Raw genomic sequence first — 23,687 nt, forward strand, 5'->3', positions numbered from 1 at the left:
CTACGCAACGCGGCTTTCGGGCGAAAATATCGCCCCGCCTATGAAACCCTCTGGCATCTCGAAAGCTAAGAGGATTGAGACATGGCACTTACGTTCGGGTTCTGGTCTGAACAGGAAACCCAGGTCGGCCACAGTTACTCGCGCAGGCTTCACGAACTGGTCGACGAAGTCCGCCTGGCCGAGAAGGTCGGCTTCGACTGTGTCGCGCTCTCTGAGCAGCACGTGGCACTGGGTGGGATCTCGAGCTCAGCGCCCGAAGTGGTGTTCGGCTATCTGGCCGCGGTGACGTCGCGCGTCAAGCTGCGCGCGGCGGTGACGCTGATGCCGCAGCGCATCAACCACGCCCTGCGTTCGGCCGAGCGGCTTGCGGTGACCGACATCCTGTCCAACGGCCGCATGGAATTCTACGGCGGTCGCGCCAACACCACCATCGCGATGCGGGCGTTCAACGTCGATCCGAACGAAACGCTGGCTCAGATGGAAGAAGGTCTGGCGCTGCTGAAAACGGCGATGCGCCAGGACATTTTCACGTTTGACGGCAAGTACTACCAGATCCCTCCGCGCCAGCTGGTTCCAAAGCCGCTGCAGAAGCCGCACCCGGTGATCGGGATCGCGGCGACCAGCGAGCGCAGTCACGTCTGGGCTGCCTCGCAGGGCTTCGCCGTGATGAGCAGCAACATCTATCAGGGCTGGGAAGCTCAGCAGAAGCTGATCGGCGCCTATCAAACAAACTGGAAGCGCGACGAGGAGGGACCGCTGCAGCGTCCGCGTATCGGCATTCCGCTGTTCATCGGCATCGGTAAAACGGACGAGCAAGCCAAGGCGGATTATGCCGGCCCGCTGATGCACTATGCCAAGATCTCGACCGATGCCTATCCGCGTCTCGCGGCGATTGCCGACGACTACAAGTACATGGGAGAGAGCGTGCCGTCGATGGAGCGTGCCGCCAACGACTGGGACTATCTGGTCAACGAGTCGGCCACGACGGTGTGCGGCAGCCCCGATACGGTCATTCGTCAGATCGAGAAGTTCGAGGCCATGGGGATCGACGAGGTGCTGCTGCACATGGACTCCGTCCCGCACGAAAAGATCATGGAGGCGATCGACATGGTCGGTCGCTACGTCATCCCGCATTTCAACGACAGAAACAACGTCGTGCGGCCGACCGAGGAGATCCTCGGTCAGATCCGGCTGATGCGGACCAAGAACAAGTAATCCAACGGTGAAATCAATGTCGCAATACGGCTACAAGTACCTGATCGTCGAACGGCGCGCCACCGGCGTCGCGATCGTCACGATGAATCGACCGGAGGTCCTCAACGCGATCAACTGGGAGATGCACGAGGAGCTCGAAGACGTCTTCGTCAAGCTGGATCACGACAGTTCTGTCAACGCGATCGTTCTCACCGGCGCGGGCCGCGGATTTTGCTCCGGTGGCGATCAGAAGTCGCTGGATAAGGGAACCTTGCCGTCCCCGACGCGCAGCGGTCGCCACCTCATCCGCAACATGCTGGAAGTCGAAGTGCCGATCGTCGCGGCCGTCAACGGTGTCGCGGTCGGCCTGGGTGCCACGCTCGCGCTGTTCTGCGACGTGATCTATGCGAGTTCGACAGCTCGTTTCGCCGACACGCACGTCAATGCCGGCGTCGTCGCGGGCGATGGCGGCGCGGTGATCTGGCCGCTGCTGATGGGGCCGGTGCGCGCGAAGCACTATCTGATGACCGGCGAATTCATCTCCGCCGAGAAAGCGGCTGCTATCGGCATGATCAACGAGGTGATCGCGGACGGCAACGTTCTCGATGCCGCGATCGAATACGCCGAACTGCTGGCAAGCGGGCCGAAGGAATCGATCGTGTGGACCAAGTACAGCGTCAACAAGATCATCAAGCAGTACGCCCACCTGCTGCTCGACACCTCTGCGGCACTGGAGATGTTGACCTTCAAGTCGCCCGAGCGGGCCGAGGCGGTTGCCGCCTTCGCGGCCAAGCGCAAGCGTTTCGCGGAGCGCTGAGATGAGCGTCGCTGCGATTACATCCGGCGCCCAGTTGGCCGATACGACCGTCGCGCAACTTTTAGCTGCGCGACTCGCGGAGCGGCCCGACAAGATCGCCTTGCAACAAAAGCGTCAGGGCGCCTGGACCGCCATGACGTGGGGCGCCTATGCGCAGCGTGTCGTCAACCTGGCCAGCGCGCTGCGGTGTGCTGGTCTCGAGCGCGGCGATCGGGTCGCGATCATGGGCGATTCGTCCGAGGAATGGCTGATCGCCGACATGGCCACGATGTGCGCTGGCGGCGTCATGGTGGGCGTGTACTTCACCTCGTCACCCGAAGAAGTGGCTTACTGCTTCACGGATTCAGGCGCGAAGTTCGCGTTCGTCGGCGGGGAGCAGCAGCTTCGCATCGTGATCGCCTCCGGTCGGGCCGAGCAGCTCCGCGGTATCATCGTGCTCGACCCGGATTGGACCGGCGAGGCCACGGCGTCGATCAAGTCGCTGGCCGACTTTGTCGGAGCACGCGATGTCGATGCGCATGATTATCTGCAGAAGGAGAGCGCGACAGCAAAGGCGTCCGATGTCGTCAGCATCGGCTATACGTCCGGGACCACCGGAAACCCCAAAGGCGCGATGCTGACGCACCTTTCCATTCTCGCCGGCGTTCATTGCATTACCTTGTTCGGCCCCAGCATGCGCGAAGAGGAACACAGGGTGGTCGTGCATTTGCCGATGTCGCACACCGTGGCGCGCGGGCAGGCGACCACGTTGCCGCTGATCGCCGACGCTGTTCCATATTTCGGCGAGACGACCGCGGACTTCGCCCAGACGATCAAAGAGGTGAAGCCGACCTACTATATGGCGCCGCCGCGGTTTTACCAGCGCTTTGCGACGCAAATTCTCAGCAAGGTGCATCCCGCCGGCGGTGCGGGAGATCAGAACTACGCGCTCGCCATGACGATCGCGCGCAGGGCGCTCGAAGACCGTCAGCGCGGCCACGAAAATGCCTTCGTCTCGAAACTGTTCGCGGCCTGCCGCGAGCAAGTGTTCCTGCCGCTGCTTGCGGAGGTCGGTTTCGACGAGCTGAAGGTCGCGTTCACCTCGTCGGCGGCGATGCCGTCCGAGCTGATGTCGCTGTGGCAGCTGTGGGGCTTGCAGCTCAAGGAGTGCTACGGCCAGACCGAATTGGTCGGTGCCAATCTGGTGCAGATGGCGGAGTGGCCGAAGGCCGGCAACGTCGGGGTCCCGTTGCCGGATCCGGCCTGGGAAACCGCCGTGCTCCAGGACGGCGAGATGATCGTCCGTGGACCGGGATTGTTCGCGGGCTATTGGAACAAGCCGGACGAGACGAAAACAGCGCTTCGCGACGGCTGGCTCTACACCGGCGACATTGTCGAAGTGTCGCCGGAAGGAATCTTCAAGCTGGTCGACCGTAAGAAGGAGATCATCAACACGTCGAACGGCAAATCGATCAGCCCAACTCAGATCGAGAACGAGCTGAGGCACAGCCCCTTCATCTCCGAGGCGGCAGTCATCGGCGAGGGGCGAAAATATCTCACCGCCCTGATCGAAGTGGATGCCACCGCCACAATGGACTGGGCGAAGTCGCGCGACGACAAGATCGCGAGTTACGCCGACCTGGCAGCCTCCGAGATCGTCAACCGGCTGATCGAGGCGGAGATCGGCAAGGCCAACGGAAGGCTGGCGCGAGCCGAGCAGATCAAGGCGTTCCGCATTCTGCCGGAGGAGCTGTCGCTCGAGAACGGCGTGATGACGCCGACGCGGAAGAAGCGTCGCAAGCAGATCAACGAGCGCTATCAGTCGCTGATCGCGTCGCTCTACGACGAGACCGAGGAAAAACTGATCAAGGCCGAGATGGGCCTTTGACGTCGGCGGTCGCTCCCCAAACCTACGAAGCTATTAGTCAAGATGAAGTTCACTCCTTCAGCAACAGGACATCGAGATGACCAAGCGAAGCGGAATCACGCGGCGGACGATTGTCGGAAGTGGATTGGGAATTGCGGCAGGCCTGGTATCAAAGCCATCGTTTGCGGCGAACACGAAGGTGAAGGTCGGAGCGATCATGCCCAGTAGCGGCGTGCTGGCGTTTCCCGGTCAGGCCTGCGTGCGCGGCATCGATCTCGGCGCCAAATTCGCGCGTGAGAAGTTCGGCCTCGACATCGAGATCGTTCACGCCGATACGCAAAGCCGTCCGGAGAACGGCCGGATTGCCGCCGAGAGCCTGATCCGGCAGGGCTGCACCGTGCTGATCGGCGCGTGGGATTCCGGCGCCACCATTTCGGCGCTGCAGGCCTGCGAGGCCGCCAAGGTGCCGATGGTGGTCCACATCGCGAGCGCCACCCAGGTGACTTCGCAAGGCTTCACCCAAGTGTTCCGCTATTACCCCACGTCGCTGACCATCGTGCGGCAATCGCTGACCGAGCTGAAGTCCGTGCTCGGCACGCTGAAGGATCCGCCGGGCAGCGCCGTCGTTCTCCATCTCAACAACACGATGGGACAGTCGACGGCGGCCAGCATCGATCAGGCGTGGAAGGAAGTGGGTGTTCCGCTTAAGATCGCGCAGTACGTTGCCTATGACGAGAAGGCCAAGGATCTGTCGGTAGAGGTCGCCAAGGCGAAAGCGTCGGGTGCCGATGCTTTGATCTCGGTCACGCGCGTCAACGACGCGATCATGATCGCCCGCGAATGCATCAAGCAGGGCTGGGATCCCAAGATGGTGTTTTCGCCCAACTCCAACGGCGTGTCGGACAAGGCGTATCACGACGCGCTCGGAAAGTACGGTGACGGTCCGGTTCTGTCGGCGTTGTGGCTCAATCCCAAGGGCGCCGAGACCGACAGGATCATGAAGATATTCGCGGCCGACTACCCGAACGACTGGTTCGATGCCAATGCGGGCTGCGCGTTCGAGGCGGTGCAGATCGTCGCAGACGCCGTGACGCGGGCGGCGTCGTCGGAGTCGGTGGCGATTCGCGGCGCGCTCAAGACGACCGACATGAAGCCGATCCTGATGTACGGCGACAACACCAGCTTCGACGAGACCGGCCAGAACATCCACTGTTCGATGGTGATGCTGCAGGGTTTGAAAGGCAGGCCGCGGGTGGTGGCTCCAAAGGCCATTGCGGAAGCGTCGCTCGAGTATCCGCTTGCGCCTTACAGCAAACGCTGACGTCGTTACGTGCGGCCCCGCGAAAGCGTCGTGGGGTCGCGGTCGTCAAATGTCGGGCAGGGACGTGCGAGCTAGGGCAAACTATCCGAATTGATCAGGCGTGACCGCTCGGCAAGGAAGCGGCGGGGGCTCTTTCCCATTGTCTTCTTGAACATCGTGATGAACGCGCTGGGCGTTTCGTAGCCCAGTTCCAGCGACACGGCCTGGACCGAACTGCCCGCCGTGAGGCGTTGCATGGCGATCAGTATGTGGAGACGCTGGCGCCAGCGCCCGAAGGTCATCCCTGTTTCCTTGGCGATGAAGCGTGCGAACGTACTCTCGCTCATCGCGTAGCGCGAGGCGACTTCGTCCATCGTGCTGCGGTCGCCCGGATTATTCAACAAGGAGGTCGCGAGGTGTTGAAGACGGGCGTCGGGGGAGATCGGCAGATACATTTCATCCGTCGTCGACATCTGCACGAGTTCGTCGAGTAAAACCCGGCCGAGACGGCTGGTCGGTCCTTCCAGCGGATAGAGCGGCGGGAACACCGAGAGGCGGTGGATCAATTCGCGCACGAGCGACGTGATCATCAGCGTGCAGCAGGTCCGCGGCAGCATGCTGACCTGTGGATCGATGAACACGGTGTAGAGTTTGCCGAAATCGGCCACGCAATTGCTGTGCTGCACGCCGGCCGGGATCCATACCGCGCCTTGCGGAGGTACGATCCACAAGCCGCCAGGCGCCCGGCACATCACCGAGCCATGAGATGCGACGACCAATTGGCCTTTGCGGTGTGAGTGCAGCGGCAGGTCGTCGTTGTCTTTGCTGGTTTCGAGACAGAATGAAGTGACGGGACGATCGAACTGATCCGGATCGACCGGATCATAGTTGATCCGAAGATCGGGCAGATCCATTCGCGCAAAATTGCGATCGAACTCGGTCTCGGGCGGCATTTCAATCCTGCCAATTCGTCAAGTCAGTCAAGCCTGATGCAGATCCTGCTGCCAACCGAGGTTAGCTGTTTTGAAAGGTCAGGTCACTAGTCGCGGCGAGCCGTCGAGTTCGCTGATTTGCGACAAGATGCCTGCTCCTGCGGCGTGAGCGCTCAGTGATGCGGCATGTTGCGCCGCGACCAAGCGGAAGCACCTGTCAGGCGGCCCACGGCTCGATCGCTCGCCTGATTAGACCAACAGCAGGGAGTGCTGCGATGCGAGCTTCGGCGTCCCTCCGGAGCCGGGCAATCCGTCGGAACGCGGCCGTATTCAGCAGCACGTGCCACAGCACCCGATGCTACCAAGTGCGGGCTTTCTGGGAGCCCGGCGCATGACCGTACACATCGATCCGCCACGCAAGGCCGTCAACGCCGATCAGGACGCGGTCGAAACCGCCGATTGGCTCGCATCGCTTGGATCGCTCGGCCCGCGCATCGTTCCGATCGTCGCCGACGAGCGGCAGATCTCAGCTTGGCGCATTGCTGTCGCCACAGCAAAGCGAACAATTCTACCGAGTGGTAGATATTGTTGAGCGTTGGATTCGGTGTATCCGATCAGTCGATCGAGTTCGTCTTGGCTAGGGCGCCGATCTCGCTCGTTTCACTTTCCGACGAGATCCAGATGTCTTAGCGCAGCTCTGGCCAGCTGTACGTTCTCGACTGAAACGTTAATGCCGTGGATTGCGGCAGCGTGAAGTAGGATCGTTCGGATGAATGAGAAATCGATCGCAAGGGTCGCCGCTTCAGCGCCTTGAGCAGCTCGCTTTCGCCCGAACTCAATCAATCTCTCCCTGGTCAGCTCTTTGAGGTTTGTTCGTCCAAGCGAGATCTTGAGGGCCTTGAGCACCATCGACTTGGGTCGTCGTACGGGCTTGCCGACCTGGGCAAGATCGTCGAGATGCAGGGTGATCAAATCGAAAAAAAACGAGGCTGCTCAAAAGGCCGGGACCGTCGAATTGGGGTGCCGAGATCGATAGAGCGCTCCACATCAAGCGCCCATTCTTCAGCATCGCGCCGTCGCACGAACGTGTTTGCGACGTACTCGTTTTTCCTCCTGACCTGAACGCGCCATCTTCCCGATCTGAGTTTTGTAAACGTCGGCATTGCGTGTGCACTCCACCCCCGATTTCGTGTGCGCTACGTGTGCACCGGGAGATCAAATGCGGTACAAACGTGTGCAATTTGGGCTAGTTTAAGTGCACACGTGTGCACCTGGTTCACGTTCCAGTCCATTGAAAGAATAGGGCAACTTATTGAAATATCAAGACTATCGCTTTTCCGTGGCGCCCATGATGGACTGGACCGACCGGCACTGCCGGGTGTTCCATCGTCACCTGACGCGACGGGCGTTGCTCTATACCGAGATGCTGACCACTGGCGCCGTGATCCATGGCGACCGGGAGCGGCTGCTTGGGTTCGATGCGATCGAGCATCCGGTGGCGCTTCAGCTTGGAGGCTCGGATCGGCACGAGCTCGCGCAGGCTGCGCGGATCGGCGAGGCTTTCGGCTATGACGAGATCAACCTCAATGTCGGTTGTCCGTCCGACCGCGTGAAGGACGGCCGCTTTGGTGCCTGCCTCATGGCGGAGCCGGAGCTCGTGGCGCGCTGCGTCGAGGCGATGAAGCGCGCAGTCGCCGTGCCCGTCACGGTGAAATGCCGCATAGGCATCGACGATCAGGACCCGGAAGTCGCGCTTGATGCGCTTGCGCGCGCGGTGGTCGCCTCCGGTTGTGACGCCCTGATCGTGCATGCCCGCAAGGCGTGGCTCAACGGATTGTCGCCGAAGGAGAACCGCGACATCCCGCCGCTCGACTATGATCGCGTCTATCGCCTCAAGCGCGCGATGCCTGATGTGCCCGTCATCATCAATGGCGGCATTCCCGGAATCGACGAGGCTAAGGCGCATCTCGAACATGTCGACGGCGTCATGCTCGGCCGTGCCGCCTATCAGGAGCCGTGGCGGCTGCTCTCCGTCGATTCCGACATCTTCGGCGAGGTGGCTCCGCACGCGACCATGCAGGACGCGCTCGAGGCGATGATGCCCTACATCGAGCAGCAGCTTGCGCGTGGCACGCGGCTGCATGCGATCACGCGGCATTTCGTCGGTGCATTCCATGCGGTGCCCGGCGCACGGGCATTCCGCCGCCATCTGGCCGAGCAGGGGGTGAAGGCGGGCGCCGGCCTCGAGGTGCTGCGCGATGCGATCGCGCGCGTCGGAGCGCGCGCTGCTGCGGAGGAGGCCGCGGCCTAGCTTCTCGCGTTGCTTCGCCGCTTTGTCAGCGGCCTTCTGCTCGGGGGGCCGTCATAAATTATGGGGCTAATGATAATTGCTTGCAGGGCAATAATCACAGACTAAGGGCTGCGAAAGCTCTGTAACGCCTACGACAGGCTGCTGCGAAAACTCATGCATGCGCAGAAGGTCCACGATGCGCTTTTCGTCCTCCTCTATGCGCTTGATGTCGTCGGGGTACGGCGCTCTCAGCTTCGCTAGTTTTGGAGATGGATCAATCATGGCATCTGGGCGGCAACCTGGCGCGATGCGATGGAGGGGCTAGTTCCTCGTCGCAATGGTTTTGACCGGCGTCCAAAATGTCTATTCAGCAGACATTTTCGGCTGGATTCAAAGGGTCAAAATCTCTGTGCGGATGCTCTAGTCGATCGCGGTGCGCGAGCGGCGGTGGCTGCTCTGAAGCTCGGGATAGCCGGTCAGCATCAACTTGTCGGCGCGCACGCCCCAGCTCTCCAGGCGGTCGAGGAAGCTCATGCCGAGCAGATTGGTCTTCATCTGCCCGCGCTGGACGACGAGGGCTGGTACCGATTTCTCGACGAGATGACCGACGGAGAGACGGTCGAGGGTGAGACGGGCCGCCTTGGTATGGCCTCCCGCGGTTTCGAGGTCGACGTCGTATTCCAGCATTTCGAGCGGCAGCCCGATGGCTTTTGCAGTTTCCCAGGTCAGCACCACCGACGTCGCGCCGGTATCGATCACCATCGGCGCGGCGACACCGTTGATTTTCGCCTTTAGCGCAAATTCGCCGCCCTGGCCGCGAGGGATCTGCACGGCGGGGGCAGGCGTCGCCGTCTGCGCGCGGAAAATGTGCGAGACCTTGTGGCTGGCGCGCGCGATCTGGTCGGGATCGCCATAGGCGACGACCGCGCCTGCCGTGCCGGCGAGGATGGCGAGAACGAGCAGGAAGCGGATCATCGCGCGCCTCCGCAGGCGCGCAGGCCGGTCAGCTGCGTTTCGGCGATGCCGCGATCGGCGCAAGTCCAGCGTCCGTCATGCGTGCCGGCAACAGGGCCATGACCGCGAGCCGTTCCGTACTTTCCATGGCGTGCCAGCGCGCGATCTCGGGCAAGGTCCGGCCGCAGCCGAAGCAAAGCTTGGTTTTGGGATCGATCATGCAGACGGCGACGCACGGCGTTTCTTTGCTCATTCGGACATAGTGGGGGATTGTCGGGCATGTCTGCAAGCATCTGGTTAGGAGCCTGTGCCGGCGCTCATGATCGGCTTGTGGCGCGCCCGGCGCTTCTCCTCGGGCAGCACGGAATTCTCCGGTTGGAGCGGCGGGGAATCATCCGATAGCGGCGCCAGCGCGCTCATCACGCGTTCCGGCGGGAAGGTGACGATCACTTCGGTGCCGATGCGCAGCTTCGATTTCAGCGTGAACGTGCCGCCATGCAGGTCGATCAGATTCTTGGCGATCGGCAGGCCGAGGCCGGCGCCCTGTTCGGCCGATTTGATCGAGTTGGAGCCCTGGCCAAACGAAGCGAGCACGACCGGGATCTCGTCCTCAGGGATTCCGGAGCCGGAATCCTTCACCGAGAGATATTGTCCACCCGACGCGGTCCAACCCGCCTTGAGCCAGATCTCGCCGCCCTGCGGGGTGAACTTGATCGAGTTGGAAATCAGGTTGAGCACGACCTGGCGGATCGCGCGCTCGTCGGCCCAGAGCCGCGGCATGCCCTGCTCGAAGACTTCGTGAATGGTGATGCCGCGGCTCGAGGCACGCAGCTTCATCAGATGATGGCAGTCGGCGACGATGCCGACCAGCGACACGGCTTCCTCGTTGAGCTCGTAACGGCCGGCCTCGATCCGCGAGAGGTCGAGGATCTCGTTGATGAGGTTGAGCAGGTGGACGCCGGAATTATGAATGTCCGCCGAGTACTCCTTGTAGACCGGCACCGCATGCGCGCCGAAGATCTCACTCTTCATCACCTCGGAGAAGCCGAGGATGGCGTTCAGCGGAGTACGCAGCTCGTGGCTCATCTGCGCAAGGAAGCGCGACTTGGCGACATTGGCGGACTCGGCGCGGTGACGCGCTTCGTCGGAGATCGCCTTGGCCTGTTCGAGCTCGCCGATCAGCGCGTCCTTCTCGGCCCGCGCCTCGAGCGTCGCGAAGGTCGAGGAATGCAGGCGATGCGCCAGCAGCACGAAATAGCCTTCTGCAGCAATCGCGAGCGCAGCCAGGATATAGTTGTCCAGCGAGCCGGTCATCGCGAAGCTCAGCGCCATCGCAACCGCGACCGGCGCGGTGGCGGCGAGGGCGGCGATCGGCAGGTTCGCGGCGAGCATGCTCGACACTGCGATCACCAGCAGCATCAGGAACATCATCAGCGTTTCCGTGACCATGTCGAGCACGGGATGGATCAGGATCGCCATCCAGCACAGGCCGTAGAGCAGGTCGAGCACGACGAAGCGCGTCCGCCATGCCCGCGTTGCCGCGGGCGAGGCGGGCTCGGTCAGGAAGCGCCGGCAGCTGCGGATCATCGCGGCGTGGATGCAGAGCATGCCGACGGTCCAGGCGGCGGCCGGGATCGGCTGCATCCACAGGCCGAACAGCACGCCGGTTGCGACCACCAGCAGCATCACGACATAGGAAGCCGACAGCCGGGTCTGGGCATATTGGCGCAGCATCTCGGCGTCGAAGGCCGGACGGGTTCCACTGGTCGACGTTAACTTGTCCCGCGCCTCGCGCACCCGCTGCGCCGCAGCCCTTCGGCTGCTCGCCGATGGAGCGCTCACCGGCTCGGCCGGAAGCTGCACTACCTCAGGCTTTTCAGCGGGGTTACTCATCAAGCAACAACGATTCCTGCCCACGCCGGACGCGGGCCTTCTGCATTGTCTATCTCTGGCAAGAAATCCTTAAGAGGTGACTTAAGGAGCTAAAGAATTACGTTAACCCGGCGTTAATTCGGATCCGGCCCGCGCCGTTCAGTGCAGCGCCGCGTGCTGCACGATGTAGACCGCCGCTCCCGCCAGATATCCCATCAGCGCGGGGCCCGCGATGCGGCGGGCGTACCAGAAGAACTCGATCTTCTCGAGGCCCATGGCGGCAACGCCCGCGGCCGAGCCGATGATCAGGATCGAGCCGCCGGTCCCGGCGCAATAGGCGATGAACTCCCAGATGAAGCTATCTGGCGGATATTGCACCAGATTGTACATGCCCATGGTGGCAGCGACGAGCGGCACGTTGTCGATGATGGCGCTCAGGAGGCCGAGCAGGATCACGATGATGTCGAGGCGACCGACCGTGGCGTCGAGCCATTTCGCGAGCAGCTCGAGGACGCGGGCGTGCTCCAGGCATGCCACCGCCATGAGGATGCCGACGAAGAACACGATGGAGCTCATGTCGATGCGCGTCAGGGCATGGACGAGGGTGAGGGGCCGGCGCGCGTCCTCGTCCTTGTGACGGTGAACGACCTCGCCGACCAGCCAGAGGATGCCCAGCCCGAAAAGGATACCCATGAAGGGCGCAAGGTGCGTCACGGCCTTGAAAACTGGAACCGCAACCAGGGTGCCGAGGCCGAGATAGAACATCAGATTGCGCTCGAACGCCTCGACCCGGAGGGCCTGCTCTCCCCCTTGCAGCGGAGGGATGATCTCTTTTCCCCTGAGCGAGTAGCCGATGACGAGCAGCGGGATCAGAAGGTTGACCAGCGACGGCAGGAACACCGACTTCATGATGCTGACGGGAGAGATCTGGCCCCCGATCCAGAGCATCGTGGTCGTGACGTCGCCGATCACGGTCCAGGCGCCGCCGGCATTGGCGGCGATCACGATGATGGAGGCGAACAGCAGGCGATCGCTCTTGTTGCCGATCAGCTTCTGGATCAGCGAGATCATCACGATGGTGGTCGTCAGATTGTCGAGGATCGCGCTCAGGAAGAACGTCACGAAGCCGATGATCCACATCAGCGTGGTCTGCTTCGTGGTGCGGATGACCGAGGTGATGACTTCGAAGCCGTTGTGGGCGTCGATCACCTCGACGATCGTCATGGCGCCGATCAGGAAGAAGACGATCTGCGCGGTCGAGGCGACGGATTCGTCGAGCTGGTGGTTGACGAGCGAGGCATCGCCGATGGACATCGCATAGATGGTCCAGAGCAGGCCCGCTCCCAGGAGCGCCGAAGCGCTCTTGTTGACGCCGAGGGGATGTTCGAGCGCGATGGCAGCATACGCAACGATGAAAACGGCGGCGATCACGCTCAGCAAGTCAATTCCCCCCGGAATTCGTTCTTCGGCTCAATGCTGGGCCCGTCGCGGCGGGCGCCGCGTCGAGACCCCGCGAGGGCCGCAGCTGCCCGGCTGCGGCCGTCGATGCATTCCTCAGCGCTGCAGGCGGGCGAGCAGGCTCGACGTATCCCAGCGCTTGCCGCCCATCTTCTCGACCTCGGAATAGAACTGGTCGACCAGCGCGGTGACGGGAAGGTTGGCGCCATTGCGGCGGGCTTCGGCGATCGCGATCGAGAGGTCCTTGCGCATCCATTCGACCGCAAAGCCGAAATCGTACTTGTCTTCGTTCATGGTCTTGTAGCGGTTCTCCATCTGCCAGGACTGCGCGGCCCCCTTCGAGATGGTCTCGATCACAGCGGCGACGTCGAGCCCGCTCTTCTTGGCGAAGTGGATTCCCTCGGAGAGGCCCTGCACCAGCCCGGCGATGCAGATCTGGTTGACCATCTTGGTCAGCTGGCCGCTTCCGGCGGGTCCGAGCAGCTTGCACATCCGCGCATAGGCGCCCGTGATGATCGGCTCGGCGCCGGAATACGCATCCTGCGCGCCGCCGCACATCACCGTCAGCACACCGTTCTCGGCGCCGGCCTGGCCGCCGGAGACCGGCGCATCGACGAATTTGAAGCCCGCCTTGGTGGCGGCGGCGTCCAGCTCACGGGCGACCTCGGCGGAGGCGGTGGTGTGGTCGACGAAGGTCGCCCCCTTCTTCATGCCGGCAAAGGCGCCGTCGGCGCCGATCGTGACCGCGCGCAGGTCGTTGTCGTTGCCGACGCAGCACATCACGAAATCCTGCCCCTCGGCGGCCGCCTTCGGGGTCGCCGCCGTCTTGCCGCCAAACTTGTCCGCCCATTCCTTCGCCTTGGCCGCGGTGCGGTTGTAGACGGTGACCTCATGGCCCCCTTTTTTCACGAGGTGTCCGGCCATGGGGAAGCCCATCACGCCGAGACCGAGGAAAGCGACTTTAGCCATGTGTGGTACCTTGTCCGTAGTTTTGAGTTTTTACGGTTGTAGCCGGGCGAGGGCGCCGGGCGGCGTCCCCGAAGTTCCGCTGCAAGGGCGGACCGGAGGGGCACCATAAACCGTTAAGGGCGGAGGGCAACGGCTTCGTTTGGCGGCCCCCTGTGCTAGGATACGGGACCTAAGGACTTCAAAAAAAGGGAGCGAGAGCATGGCATCGGGCTTGGGCGGTGTGAGCGTTGGCGTCCTCGATCATTTCAACATCCGGACCCGGAATCTGGGCGAGACCGTCCGTTTCTACGAGGATGTGCTGGGCCTGGAAAAAGGCCCCCGGCCGAATTTCGCCTTTCCCGGCGCCTGGATGTACAGCGAAGGCAAGGCGGTGGTGCATCTCGTCGATATTTCCGCGACCGCAGAGCCGCAGAAGCCGGATTCCGGCGTCGTCCATCATGTCGCCTTCGTCAGCCGCGGCTTCGACGGCATGAAGCAGCGGCTGGCATCCAAGGGCATGACGTTCGACTCCCGCCAGGTGCCCGGCGGCGAGCTCTGGCAGATCTTCGTCAACGATCCCAACGGGGTCATGATCGAGCTGAATTACGAGGCCGCCACGGAGCAGGGGGCGGCGCCCGCCGAGAATGCCGGCGATATCGGCAGGCAGTAGCCTTTTGGGCGTTTCCGCTCTAATGGGGCATCCTGAACTTTGAGGAGATGCGCTTTGAGCGTGACGCAGCAACAGGTTCTCGACAGCCTCGCCAGGATCAAGTCGCCCCGCGGGGTCGCGCTCACCAATGCCAATGTGCTGAGCGCGATCAGCGCGTCGGACGGCAAGGTGTTCTTCTCGATCAATGTCGATGCTGCCGAGGCCAGGGCCTGGGAATCCGTCCGGGCCGAGGCCGAGGCCGCCGTGCGCACCATTCCCGGCGTCACCACCGTCATGGTGGCGCTGACCGCCGAGCGCAAGCCGGGCTCCGCCCCGCCGCCACCCCCGCAGCCAAGTCGTGGCACGCCGGGCGTGCAGCCGGTCCACGCCCACAAGCCGCCGCCACAGGGTGGCGCCCAATCGCCGATGGCGCGGCAGTCGGAGATCCCCGGCGTCGCCGCGGTGATCGCGGTCGCCTCCGGCAAGGGCGGCGTCGGCAAGTCGACCACCGCGCTGAACCTGGCGCTGGGCCTGCGCGACCTCGGTCTCAAGGTCGGGCTGCTCGATGCCGACATTTACGGACCTTCGGTGCCGCGGCTAACCGGCCTGCACGACAAGCCGGAGCTGAACGGCGAGCGAAAAATGATTCCGCTTCGGCGCTTCGGCCTCGCCATCATGTCGATCGGCTTCCTGGTCGAGGAAGAGACCGCGATGATCTGGCGCGGCCCCATGGTGATGTCGGCGGTGACTCAGATGCTGCGCGACGTCGAATGGGGCAAGCTCGACGTGCTGGTCGTCGACATGCCGCCGGGCACCGGAGATGCCCAGCTCACGCTGGCGCAGAACGTGCCATTGAAGGGCGCGGTGATCGTCTCGACCCCGCAGGACCTGTCCCTGATCGACGCGCGGCGGGGGCTTGCCATGTTCAAGAAGGTCAACGTGCCCGTGCTCGGCATCGTCGAGAACATGAGCTACTTCCAGTGCCCGCATTGCGGCACGCGGTCGGACATTTTCGGCCACGGCGGGGCGCGGCACGAGGCCGAGAAGCTCAAGGTCCCCTTCCTCGGCGAGATACCGCTGCACATGGCGATTCGGGCCAGCTCGGATGCCGGCAATCCCGTCGTCGACAGCGAGCCGGACGGTCCCCATGCGGCGATCTACCGCGCCATTGCAGGGCAGGTCCGGGACCAGCTCAAGGGCGTCATCGCGCCGGCCTGAATCGCGCGCCGGCGGCACGCCTTTTCGTACTTTTTGGGGACATGCGACTTTCGTAGAGCCCCGTCATGCCATTGTCGCGTTCCGCCAGCGGGGCTTCCGTGGTAAAGGCCCACGGCAGTCAAGCCCCTTCGGTTCGACGCGGCCTAACGCGTCGCCGGAATGAGCGGCGGCAAGAAGAGAAGTCAAGGGGAAACGCCCCAGCAAGGAGAGACCTGAAGATGAAGCGTCGTGATTTTCTGAAAGTGTCGGCGGCAGGCGCGGCGGCGACCGCGGTGGCCTCGCCGGCGATCGCGCAGTCCTCGCCCGAGATCAAGTGGCGCCTGACTTCGAGCTTCCCGAAGTCGCTGGACACCATCTATGGCGGCGCCGAGCAGGTGGCAAAGTACGTCGCCGAGATGACCGACAACAAATTCCAGATCCAGGTGTTCGCCGGCGGCGAGATCGTTCCGGCCCTGCAGGCGCTCGATGCGACGTCCAACGGCACCGTCGAGATGTGCCACACCGTCTCGTACTACTATGTCGGCAAGGACCCGACCTTCGCGATCTACGCCTCGGTGCCGTTCGGCCTCAACGCGCGCCAGCAGAATTCGTGGCTGTTCCAGGGCGGCGGCAACGAGCTCGCCAACGAGTTCTTCAAGAAGTCGAACGTGATCGGCTTCCCCTGCGGCAACACCGGCACCCAGATGGGCGGCTGGTTCCGCAAGGAGATCAAGACCGTCGCCGACCTCTCCGGCCTCAAGATGCGCATCGGCGGCATTGCCGGTCAGGTGCTTCAGAAGGTCGGCGTGGTGCCGCAGCAGCTCGCCGGCGGCGACATCTATCCGGCGCTGGAGAAGGGCACCATCGACGCCGCCGAGTGGGTCGGCCCCTACGATGACGAGAAGCTCGGCTTCGCCAAGGTCGCCAAGTACTACTATTATCCGGGCTTCTGGGAAGGCGGTCCGACCGTCCACGCCTTCGCCAACCTGGAGAAGTGGAATGCGCTGCCGAAGAACTACCAGGCGATCCTCACCAACGCGATGACCAATGCCAACACCTGGATGGCCGCGCGCTACGACATGCAGAACCCGGCGGCCCTGAAGCGCCTGGTTGCCGGCGGCACCCAGCTTCGTCCCTTCACCAACGAGGTGCTGGAAGCCTGCCTCAAGGCGACCAACGAGCTCTGGGGCGAGATCTCGGCCAAGAACCCCGACTTCAAGAAGTCGATCGACGCGATGCAGGCCTACCGCTCCGACGAATATCTGTGGTGGCAGGTTGCCGAATATACCTACGACAGCTTCATGATCCGCTCGCGCACGCGCGGCTGATCGCCTCATCCTAAAGTCGCAAGACCGGAAAGCCCGGCCTCCGTGGAGGCCGGGCTTTTTCTTTGCCGCAGTGCGATCGCGATGGAATTAGGTCGCCGCTTGCGCCATGCTGGTCCCAAGCCTCGGAAAGAAGGCTCACAATCACTGATACATCAGGGCAGGAAATCATGAAGAGAAGAGACTTCATCAAGGTCACAGGACTTGGCGCGGCCGGCGCGGCCACGCTCGCGGCTCCCGCGATCGCGCAATCGATGCCGGAAATCAAATGGCGCATGCCGACGAGCTGGCCGAAATCGCTCGACACGCTGTTTGGCGGCGCCGAGATGATGTGCAAGATGGTCGCGGAGGCGACCGACAACAAATTCCAGATCCAGATCTTCGCGGCAGGCGAGATCGTGCCGGGCCTTCAGGTGCTCGACGCCGTGCAGAACGGCACCTGCGAAATCGGCCACACCGCGTCCTACTATTATTTCGGCAAGGATCCGACCTTCACCTTCGGATCGGCCGTGCCGTTCGGCCCGAACATGCGCATCAACCAGGCCTGGTACATGCAGGGCGGCGGGCGCGAAGTGCTCAACGAGTTCTACAAGGGCTACAACGTCGTCTCGCTGCTCGCAGGCAACACCGGTTGTCAGATGGGCGGCTGGTTCAGGAAAGAGGTCAACACGCCCGAGGATCTCAGCGGCATGAAATTCCGCATCGGCGGCTTCGCCGGCCGTGTGCTCCAGAAGCTCGGTGTCGTGCCGCAGCAGCTCGCCGGCGGCGACATCTATCCCGCGCTGGAAAAGGGCACCATCGACGCCGCCGAATGGGTCGGCCCCTATGACGACGAGAAGCTCGGCTTCTACAAGATCGCGCCGCACTACTACTATCCCGGCTGGTGGGAAGGCGGGCCGATGCTGCTGGCCTTCGTCAACCTCGACAAGTGGAACGCGCTGCCGAAATATTACCAGAGCGTGCTGGAGCAGGCCGGCCACTACGCCAACAACTACATGATGGCGCGCTACGACACCGCCAATCCGCTGGCGCTGAAGAAGCTGCTGGCGGGCGGCGCCAAGCTGCACGCCTTCTCGCCGGCGATCATGGATGCCTGCTACAAGGCCGCCAAGGAGCTGCACGCCGAAGTCGCTGCGACCAACCCCAACTTCAAGAAGGTGCACGACTCGCTCGCCAAGTTCACGGGCGACGGCTACGCCTGGTTCCAGGTCGCCGAGGTCGGCTACGACATCTTCATGGCGCGGCGCTCGCAGAGCTGATCACGCATCACCGATCGGTGCAGCGCCCCGGAGCGAAGGCTCCGGGGCCTTTTTTCGTTCGTCCAAGGGAGCCCCAACTCAAAATTCGAAAAACAACCCCATGCACAGTAGCCAACGGGTTGATAGGTCGTAAGAAAATCAGCGGTGCAGCAGCTCGGGCGGAGTCGGAACGCTTTGACTCGTCGGGCAAAACAGGGCCGGACGCGATCGTCGAATAATCCGAAATAGGATTCGTCGCCCGCGCGGCCGAAGTTGGACGCTCGTAACCTTGCCGTGAACACGATGCGTAGTTTTGCGGTGTTCCTTTCGCGAAAGGGGCGGGCTATCGGGAGCCTGCAATCGGGCTGGAGTCGCGGCCTTCGGCGTATTTCTGCGCCATCCGGACTTCACGGTACGATATACCGGACTCAACCAGTCCCGACCAAATTCAGCGTTTCATCGAATGCGGCGACATCTTGATCCTCGATCGAGATGTCGAAGAGCCGTTTCCGGTCGGTATCTATCAATGAGCATGGCAACTGAAATCGTACAACTCCTCGTGCAATCGGCCGGTACTTGGCTCTTCGAAGGCACGCGTTCGGACCTGAGCGATCGCGAATGGATGGCCTTGCGCTTTCTTGCTCTCGCGAACAGACTTTCGCGGACCCCGACGGCTCTCGCCGGCTTTCTGGGGACCACGCGCGGCGGCGCATCTCAGATTACCGCCGCGCTCCAGGAAAAGGGATTGGTGGTCCGCAAGCCATCTGCGGACGACAAGCGCTCGATCACGCTATGTCTCACGGCTGAAGGCGAGAAGTTCCTCAAGCAAGATCCGATCAATGCCCTGCGAGACCAGATCGTGGCACTCGAAGGCTCCGATCGATCTCGGCTGCGCGATACGCTTCGCCGCGTCCTCGTCGGGCTGGATGTTGCCGAGCGCCGTCATCACACCGACGTTTGCAATCAATGTGTGTTCCTGGTCGAGAACGGAGAGGGCAAGGACCGTCATTTCAAGTGCCGGCTCTTTCGGAAATCGATCGCCCCGACGGAGACGAGCCAGCTGTGCACCTATTTCGAGGGGCGGAGCTGAAGAAGTCCCTTCTGCTGCGGCGCAATCGCCCTTGAACCTCATTCCGGCGGAGGACGTCAAACCCGGGATATTTGAGGGTGCCTGCCTTGTCCCCGGGTCTGATCGATCTGTTTCACATTCCGACGCTGATCTATGCATGGGCCTTCACGCTTGCATTGATGGCCGGGCCACTGTTGCTGAAGTTCTTGAATGAGGAGCCGGTCACGCGGTGTGCGGTCCTGCAAGCCGCCGCGAGCTTCATCATGATGGGATGTTGGCTGACATTTGGATCCGCCGCCATCAACGCTTACGAGCATGGCCTGATCTCGCTGCCTATGAGTATCCTCGCGGTGGCGTGCATGTTTGCCGCCGCGGCCGGCAGCTCGTTCCTGATCGAGCGGCGGTGTTCCGATCAACAAGCCGGCGCGCAAAGCTTACACGAATCTGACAGGGTATGAAAAAGCAGGCAAGACCTGCCTTTTTGCTGGCTGAAACCGGTCGAATGATGGAAGACAACGCGAATGCGGCGCGAGCCGTGCGCTGATCTGGCTATCCCGCAGGACCGCAATGCGCCTTCTGATCGTCGAGGACAATGCCGAGCTGTCGCGGCTCGTTGCGGCCGGGCTGGCGGCGGCCGGCTACCAGAGCGACATCGTGGGCAGCGCGGCAGAGGCACGCGAGGCGGTGAGCAGCGTCAGCTATGCCGCGATGATCCTCGACCTCGGGCTGCCCGACGGCGACGGTCTGTCGGTGCTGCGCGAGCTGCGCCTCAAGATGGAGCCGCTTCCCGTGCTGGTGCTGACCGCGCGCGGCGGCCTGCAGGACCGCGTCAGCGGCCTGCGCAGCGGCGCCGACGATTATCTCGCCAAGCCGTTCGCGATGGAGGAGCTGGTCGCGCGGCTGGAAGCGATCCTGCGCCGGCCCGGCCAGCTGCTCGGCCGCTCGCTCAGTCTCGCCAACCTCGTCTACGACACCGAGAGCCGCCAGATCTTCGTCGACGACCAGCCGCGGATCATCTCCGCGCGCGAGACCTCGGTGCTCGAGATCCTGCTGCGCCGGCAGGGCCGGGTGGTGCCGAAGAAGAACGTCGAGGACCACATCTTCGGCCTCGACGGCGAGGTCGCCTCCAACGCGGTCGAGGTCTATGTCTCCAGGCTGCGCAAGCAGCTCGCCGAGCACGGCGCCAAGGTCGTGATCCACACCATCCGCGGCGTCGGCTATCTCATGGACGTGGAGAAATAGCGTGACCAGGGTCGGATCCAATGCCGGGTCCTATGGCAGGTCGCCGACCTTCAAATCGCTGATCTGGCGCATCGTGTTCCTGCACATCCTGGCGGTCGCGGTGGTCGCGATCTTCCTGCCGCTGGTGCTGTTCTGGCTGCTCAATTCGGAGATCGACCAGCTGCATCGCGATGCCATGCGCGCCCAAGCCGAAGTGCTGGCGGAGCGCATCATGGTGCAGCCGGACGGCCAGTTGACCTTCAATCTGCCCGACAGCCTCAAGGGCCTCTATTCGGATGCGTATGGCCGCTATCAATACGATATTCGCGATGCCGAGGGCCGCTTGCTGTTTTCCTCGCACCGGCGCTCGGCTCCCGCGGCGCGCCTGTCGGAGAGCATTTCCGGCGCGACGGTTACCCGCGACATCGACGGCAAGACGGTGCGCATCCAGGTCGCCGAGGACCTCGCGCACCGGGATGTCATCATCGACGACATCGTCTCGAACTTCTTCCGGCGCGTGGGATGGATCACGATCCCGATCCTCCTGGTTCTGCTCGCCACCGACATCATCATCTTTCGCCGCGCGATCGCGCCGCTGTGGAGGGCCTCCGAGAAGGCCAGCAACATCGGTCCGGCGCGCACCGACATCCGCCTGCCGACGGAGCAGATCCCACGCGAGATCTTGCCGCTCGTCACCGCCGTCAACCAGGCGCTCGACCGCCTCGAAGGCGGCTTTCGGGTGCAGCGGCAGTTCACGGCGGATGCCGCGCACCAGCTGCGCACGCCGCTCGCGATCCTGCGGACGCGAATCGAGACGCTTGACGATCGCGCGGCGCGGCAGGCGCTGCATGCCGACATCGAAGGCATGAGCCGCATCGTCGCCCAGCTCCTGGAGATCGCCGAGCTCGACACCCTCGTGCTCGACCCCGGCGAGAGCGCGGATCTGCGCGCCGTCTGCGCCGAGGTGGTCGGCTCGATCGCTCCGTTCGCGATCAGCCAGCACAAGGACATCGCGCTCAAGGGCACCGACGCGCCGGTCAAGATCCACGGCAATGCAGAGATGCTGCAGCGTGCGATCTTCAATCTCGCGGAAAACGCCATCAAGTTCACCGCGCGAGATACGTCGGTCGACGTCGAGGTTCGCGAGGACGGCTCGGTGCGGGTGCGCGATTGCGGCCCGGGCATTGCGGAGGCCGAGCGCGAGCTGATCTTCCAGCGCTTCTGGCGCGCCGACCGCCAGCGCAGCGACGGCGCGGGCCTGGGGCTTTCCATCGTGCGCGCAGTGGCGGACGACCATGCCGCGACGATCGCGGTGGTGAATCTTCCGGAAGGCGGGGCCGAGTTCACGCTGCAGTTTCGGCTGGCGGACGAGGTGAAGGTCGACACGGACATCGCCGGGCACTGACACGACATCCTCTCCCGGGGGCAGGAGGAAGGGAGGACGGCGGAGAAGGTCGAGCCAGGAGGCGGTCGTGGCGGGGTGGTCGATCTCTCAATTCATGCAGGCTGCAGCTTCGCTCGCGTCACCGCTGACCCTCGAGCACCGCAATGTTCGCCTTCACCCGTTTTGACAGATCAGGAAAAGGCAGACACGCCCCGACATAGGGATCGTTGGATCTCGGCGGCTTGTCCGTCTGCTCGCCGATCAGCTCCTTGAGCTGATTGAGATTCTTTTCGTCGATGCGGTCCATGCAAGCGGCAGCGCGAATGGCCCGGTCGCATTTCTCAATGTCATCGGGCAATCGAAGCGACGCGTACCTGATCCTCGACTGCTGGAATTTCCTCAACGCTGCCTTGTAGTCACCGGCTTTGTAGGCGTCGTGCCCTTCGTCGAAGAGAGCCCGGCCTTCGCGATGAACAAGGCGCTCGGCTTCCGATTCCTCCGAGCGGGCCGGCGATGCGTGAATGACAAGGACAACGGTCAGAAAAAGCAATGATCTCATATCGCCCCCACTCATAATGGGACGATACTATTGGAAACGTGCATGCGATGTCCACGTATCAGGCTATTTCAGCTTGCCGGTGGACAGGTCCATGATCATGCGCGTCGCCAGATAGAGCCGCGGCACGATGCTGTTGATCTGAACATATTCGGCATCGTTGGAGTGCGCGCCGAATCCCGACAGGCCCATGCCTTCCACCACGGCTCCCCTGGCCTTGAGCGCGGCGAATGCGGCGTCGGTGCCGCCACCGGTCGCTCTCTCGTCGACCTTGAGGGGCATTCCGATCTCCTGGTAAATCGTCTTGCCGTGGGCCGCGACCTGGCGCGAGGCCTCGCTGGCTTCGAGCGGCGGGCGACGCACCTCGAACTTCAAGTCGACCTTGGAGTTCGGCAGCAGGCGATTCTTGATCTTGTCCTGCAGCGCCTTCTCCAACTCGTCGAAGTCGGACACTTTGAGCGCACGCGCATCGGCCTGGGCGCTGGCCTCGGCGGGGATCACGTTGCGGTTGGTGCCGGCCTTGGAGACCGTCCAGTTCAGCTTCAGGCCCTGCTCGGGCTTGGACAGGTCCTTCATCTGCAGAATTTGGTGCGAGAGCTCGTACAGCGCATTCACGCCGCCTTCGGGCCTCGCGCCTGCATGGGAAGACTTGCCCTGCACCGTGAGATAGGCCGAGCCGATGCCGCTGGTGGCGAGGCGCAGCGTGCCGTCGGTGCCGCCGCCTTCGAAGGAGAACACCGCGTCCTGGTCCGATGCGAATTTGGTGATGGTGCTGCGCCAGCCGGGGGAGGAGATCTCCTCGTCGCCGTTCGTGAGCACCGTCAGCGTGCCGTAATCCCTGAAAGCCAGCTTCTGCAGCAGGGCCACGGTGTGGAGGATGAGCGCGACACCCTGCTTGTCGTCGGCAATACCGAGCCCGTAGGCCTTGTCGCTGTCGATGCGGAACGGCTGGTCCTTCAGCATGCCCTTCAGGTACACCGTGTCCATATGGGCGATCAGCATGATCTTCCTGGTTCCCGTGCCCTTGAACACGGCGTGCACGGCCGGCCCGATCTTCTCCGGCGTGTCGTCGAGACGCGTGATGTCGGTGGGCTGCAGGATCTCCACCGTGCCGCCGAGCTGCCTGAGCTGACCGGCGACGCGCTCGGCGATCTGGTTCAGGCCCTCGATGTCCTTGCTGCCGGATTCGATGTTGACGAGATCGCGCAGCGTGTCGAGCAGCGGCTGCTGCTCCTTTTGCGCCAGCGCGTGGACGTCGGCGATCGGCTCGGCCCGCACCATCGTCGCGGCACATGTCAGCCAGAGCGAGGCGATCACCGGGCCGAGGACCGAGGGAGCAGGGTGCAATCGGGGCATGAGCGGCCATCCATGGACTGGGGATGGCCCGGTATGCCTCCGTTTCGGGTGCTTGTCACGCGCGCCGTCGCGCGTCATGCG

At 63.1% G+C, this 23,687-nt stretch carries 23 protein-coding genes; 14 read left to right on the forward strand and 9 right to left on the reverse strand.

The features are described 5' to 3' along the window. The first annotated feature begins 81 nt into the window (after positions 1-81). The 4 genes from TSA1_RS32745 to TSA1_RS32760 all read left to right on the forward strand — a co-directional run bounded on the left by TSA1_RS32745 (position 82) and on the right by TSA1_RS32760 (position 5,178). Positions 82-1,215, forward strand: a complete 1,134-nt coding sequence (locus TSA1_RS32745) for an LLM class flavin-dependent oxidoreductase (protein ID WP_100179925.1) — start codon at positions 82-84, stop codon at positions 1,213-1,215. A 16-nt stretch (positions 1,216-1,231) separates the two neighbouring features. Next, entirely contained in the window at positions 1,232-2,011 is a 780-nt protein-coding gene (locus TSA1_RS32750) for an enoyl-CoA hydratase/isomerase family protein (RefSeq protein ID WP_100179926.1), read from the forward strand. Between the two features lies 1 nt (position 2,012). Further along, positions 2,013-3,878 (forward strand): AMP-dependent synthetase/ligase, encoded by a 1,866-nt coding sequence (locus TSA1_RS32755; protein ID WP_100179927.1) that lies wholly within the window; start codon positions 2,013-2,015, stop codon positions 3,876-3,878. A gap of 76 nt (positions 3,879-3,954) precedes the next feature. After that, positions 3,955-5,178 (forward strand): ABC transporter substrate-binding protein, encoded by a 1,224-nt coding sequence (locus TSA1_RS32760; RefSeq protein ID WP_100179928.1) that lies wholly within the window; start codon positions 3,955-3,957, stop codon positions 5,176-5,178. Between the two features lie 71 nt (positions 5,179-5,249). On the opposite strand, the gene TSA1_RS32765 is transcribed toward TSA1_RS32760, so the two are convergent. Continuing rightward, on the reverse strand, positions 5,250-6,110 hold the full coding sequence (locus TSA1_RS32765) for an AraC family transcriptional regulator (RefSeq protein ID WP_174719181.1): 861 nt from the start codon (positions 6,108-6,110) through the stop codon (positions 5,250-5,252). Between the two features lie 370 nt (positions 6,111-6,480). On the opposite strand from TSA1_RS32765, the gene TSA1_RS40155 reads away from it, so the two are divergent. Continuing rightward, a complete protein-coding gene (locus TSA1_RS40155; RefSeq protein WP_174719182.1) occupies positions 6,481-6,681 on the forward strand; it encodes a hypothetical protein in 201 nt (66 codons plus the stop codon). A gap of 68 nt (positions 6,682-6,749) precedes the next feature. On the opposite strand, the gene TSA1_RS40160 is transcribed toward TSA1_RS40155, so the two are convergent. Beyond that, complete coding sequence (locus TSA1_RS40160; RefSeq protein WP_174719183.1) at positions 6,750-6,998, reverse strand: hypothetical protein; 249 nt, start codon at positions 6,996-6,998, stop codon at positions 6,750-6,752. 403 nt (positions 6,999-7,401) lie between these two features. Here TSA1_RS40160 and dusA point away from each other — a divergent pair, with 403 nt between their 5' ends. After that, the gene (dusA, locus tag TSA1_RS32775; RefSeq protein WP_100179929.1) at positions 7,402-8,400 is read left to right on the forward strand and encodes a tRNA dihydrouridine(20/20a) synthase DusA; all 999 of its coding nucleotides are present in this window, start codon (positions 7,402-7,404) and stop codon (positions 8,398-8,400) included. Between the two features lie 399 nt (positions 8,401-8,799). Here the strand turns inward: dusA and TSA1_RS32780 are convergent, their stop codons facing one another. The 5 genes from TSA1_RS32780 to TSA1_RS32800 all read right to left on the reverse strand — a co-directional run bounded on the left by TSA1_RS32780 (position 8,800) and on the right by TSA1_RS32800 (position 13,632). Beyond that, positions 8,800-9,354, reverse strand: a complete 555-nt coding sequence (locus tag TSA1_RS32780; protein WP_100179930.1) for a TIGR02281 family clan AA aspartic protease — start codon at positions 9,352-9,354, stop codon at positions 8,800-8,802. A gap of 28 nt (positions 9,355-9,382) precedes the next feature. Further along, complete coding sequence (locus TSA1_RS32785) at positions 9,383-9,586, reverse strand: DUF1289 domain-containing protein (protein WP_100179931.1); 204 nt, start codon at positions 9,584-9,586, stop codon at positions 9,383-9,385. 44 nt (positions 9,587-9,630) lie between these two features. Next, positions 9,631-11,226: a sensor histidine kinase gene (locus TSA1_RS32790; RefSeq protein ID WP_100179932.1), complete on the reverse strand. Its 1,596-nt coding sequence runs from the start codon at positions 11,224-11,226 to the stop codon at positions 9,631-9,633. Positions 11,227-11,364: 138 nt separating this feature from the next. Further along, complete coding sequence (gene nhaD, locus TSA1_RS32795) at positions 11,365-12,645, reverse strand: sodium:proton antiporter NhaD (protein WP_100179933.1); 1,281 nt, start codon at positions 12,643-12,645, stop codon at positions 11,365-11,367. Between the two features lie 114 nt (positions 12,646-12,759). After that, positions 12,760-13,632 (reverse strand): NAD(P)-dependent oxidoreductase, encoded by an 873-nt coding sequence (locus tag TSA1_RS32800; protein ID WP_100179934.1) that lies wholly within the window; start codon positions 13,630-13,632, stop codon positions 12,760-12,762. Between the two features lie 199 nt (positions 13,633-13,831). On the opposite strand from TSA1_RS32800, the gene TSA1_RS32805 reads away from it, so the two are divergent. The 8 genes from TSA1_RS32805 (at position 13,832) to TSA1_RS32840 (ending at position 21,715) form a co-directional block, all read left to right on the forward strand. Continuing rightward, the gene (locus tag TSA1_RS32805; protein ID WP_245448464.1) at positions 13,832-14,281 is read left to right on the forward strand and encodes a VOC family protein; all 450 of its coding nucleotides are present in this window, start codon (positions 13,832-13,834) and stop codon (positions 14,279-14,281) included. A 54-nt stretch (positions 14,282-14,335) separates the two neighbouring features. Next, entirely contained in the window at positions 14,336-15,478 is a 1,143-nt protein-coding gene (locus TSA1_RS32810) for an Mrp/NBP35 family ATP-binding protein (RefSeq protein ID WP_100179936.1), read from the forward strand. Between the two features lie 218 nt (positions 15,479-15,696). Then, positions 15,697-16,785, forward strand: coding sequence for a TRAP transporter substrate-binding protein (locus TSA1_RS32815; RefSeq protein ID WP_100179937.1), 1,089 nt, complete (start codon positions 15,697-15,699; stop codon positions 16,783-16,785). 167 nt (positions 16,786-16,952) lie between these two features. After that, positions 16,953-18,041, forward strand: a complete 1,089-nt coding sequence (locus TSA1_RS32820; protein WP_100179938.1) for a TRAP transporter substrate-binding protein — start codon at positions 16,953-16,955, stop codon at positions 18,039-18,041. A gap of 505 nt (positions 18,042-18,546) precedes the next feature. Next, positions 18,547-19,110 (forward strand): MarR family winged helix-turn-helix transcriptional regulator, encoded by a 564-nt coding sequence (locus TSA1_RS32825; RefSeq protein ID WP_100179939.1) that lies wholly within the window; start codon positions 18,547-18,549, stop codon positions 19,108-19,110. A gap of 77 nt (positions 19,111-19,187) precedes the next feature. Further along, positions 19,188-19,547 carry a hypothetical protein gene (locus TSA1_RS32830; RefSeq protein WP_245448465.1) on the forward strand — a complete coding sequence of 120 codons (360 nt, stop codon included), beginning with the start codon at positions 19,188-19,190 and terminating at the stop codon, positions 19,545-19,547. 109 nt (positions 19,548-19,656) lie between these two features. Further along, on the forward strand, positions 19,657-20,331 hold the full coding sequence (locus tag TSA1_RS32835; RefSeq protein WP_097659014.1) for a response regulator: 675 nt from the start codon (positions 19,657-19,659) through the stop codon (positions 20,329-20,331). A gap of 1 nt (position 20,332) precedes the next feature. Continuing rightward, positions 20,333-21,715, forward strand: a complete 1,383-nt coding sequence (locus tag TSA1_RS32840; RefSeq protein ID WP_100179940.1) for an ATP-binding protein — start codon at positions 20,333-20,335, stop codon at positions 21,713-21,715. 118 nt (positions 21,716-21,833) lie between these two features. Here the strand turns inward: TSA1_RS32840 and TSA1_RS32845 are convergent, their stop codons facing one another. Together TSA1_RS32845 and TSA1_RS32850 are read right to left on the reverse strand one after the other, a co-directional pair. Continuing rightward, positions 21,834-22,244: a tudor domain-containing protein gene (locus TSA1_RS32845; protein WP_142253186.1), complete on the reverse strand. Its 411-nt coding sequence runs from the start codon at positions 22,242-22,244 to the stop codon at positions 21,834-21,836. A 72-nt stretch (positions 22,245-22,316) separates the two neighbouring features. Beyond that, complete coding sequence (locus tag TSA1_RS32850; protein ID WP_100179942.1) at positions 22,317-23,606, reverse strand: M20/M25/M40 family metallo-hydrolase; 1,290 nt, start codon at positions 23,604-23,606, stop codon at positions 22,317-22,319. Positions 23,607-23,687 lie beyond the last annotated feature (81 nt).

Source organism: Bradyrhizobium nitroreducens (genome assembly GCF_002776695.1).
Taxonomy (GTDB): Bacteria; Pseudomonadota; Alphaproteobacteria; order Rhizobiales; family Xanthobacteraceae; genus Bradyrhizobium; species Bradyrhizobium nitroreducens.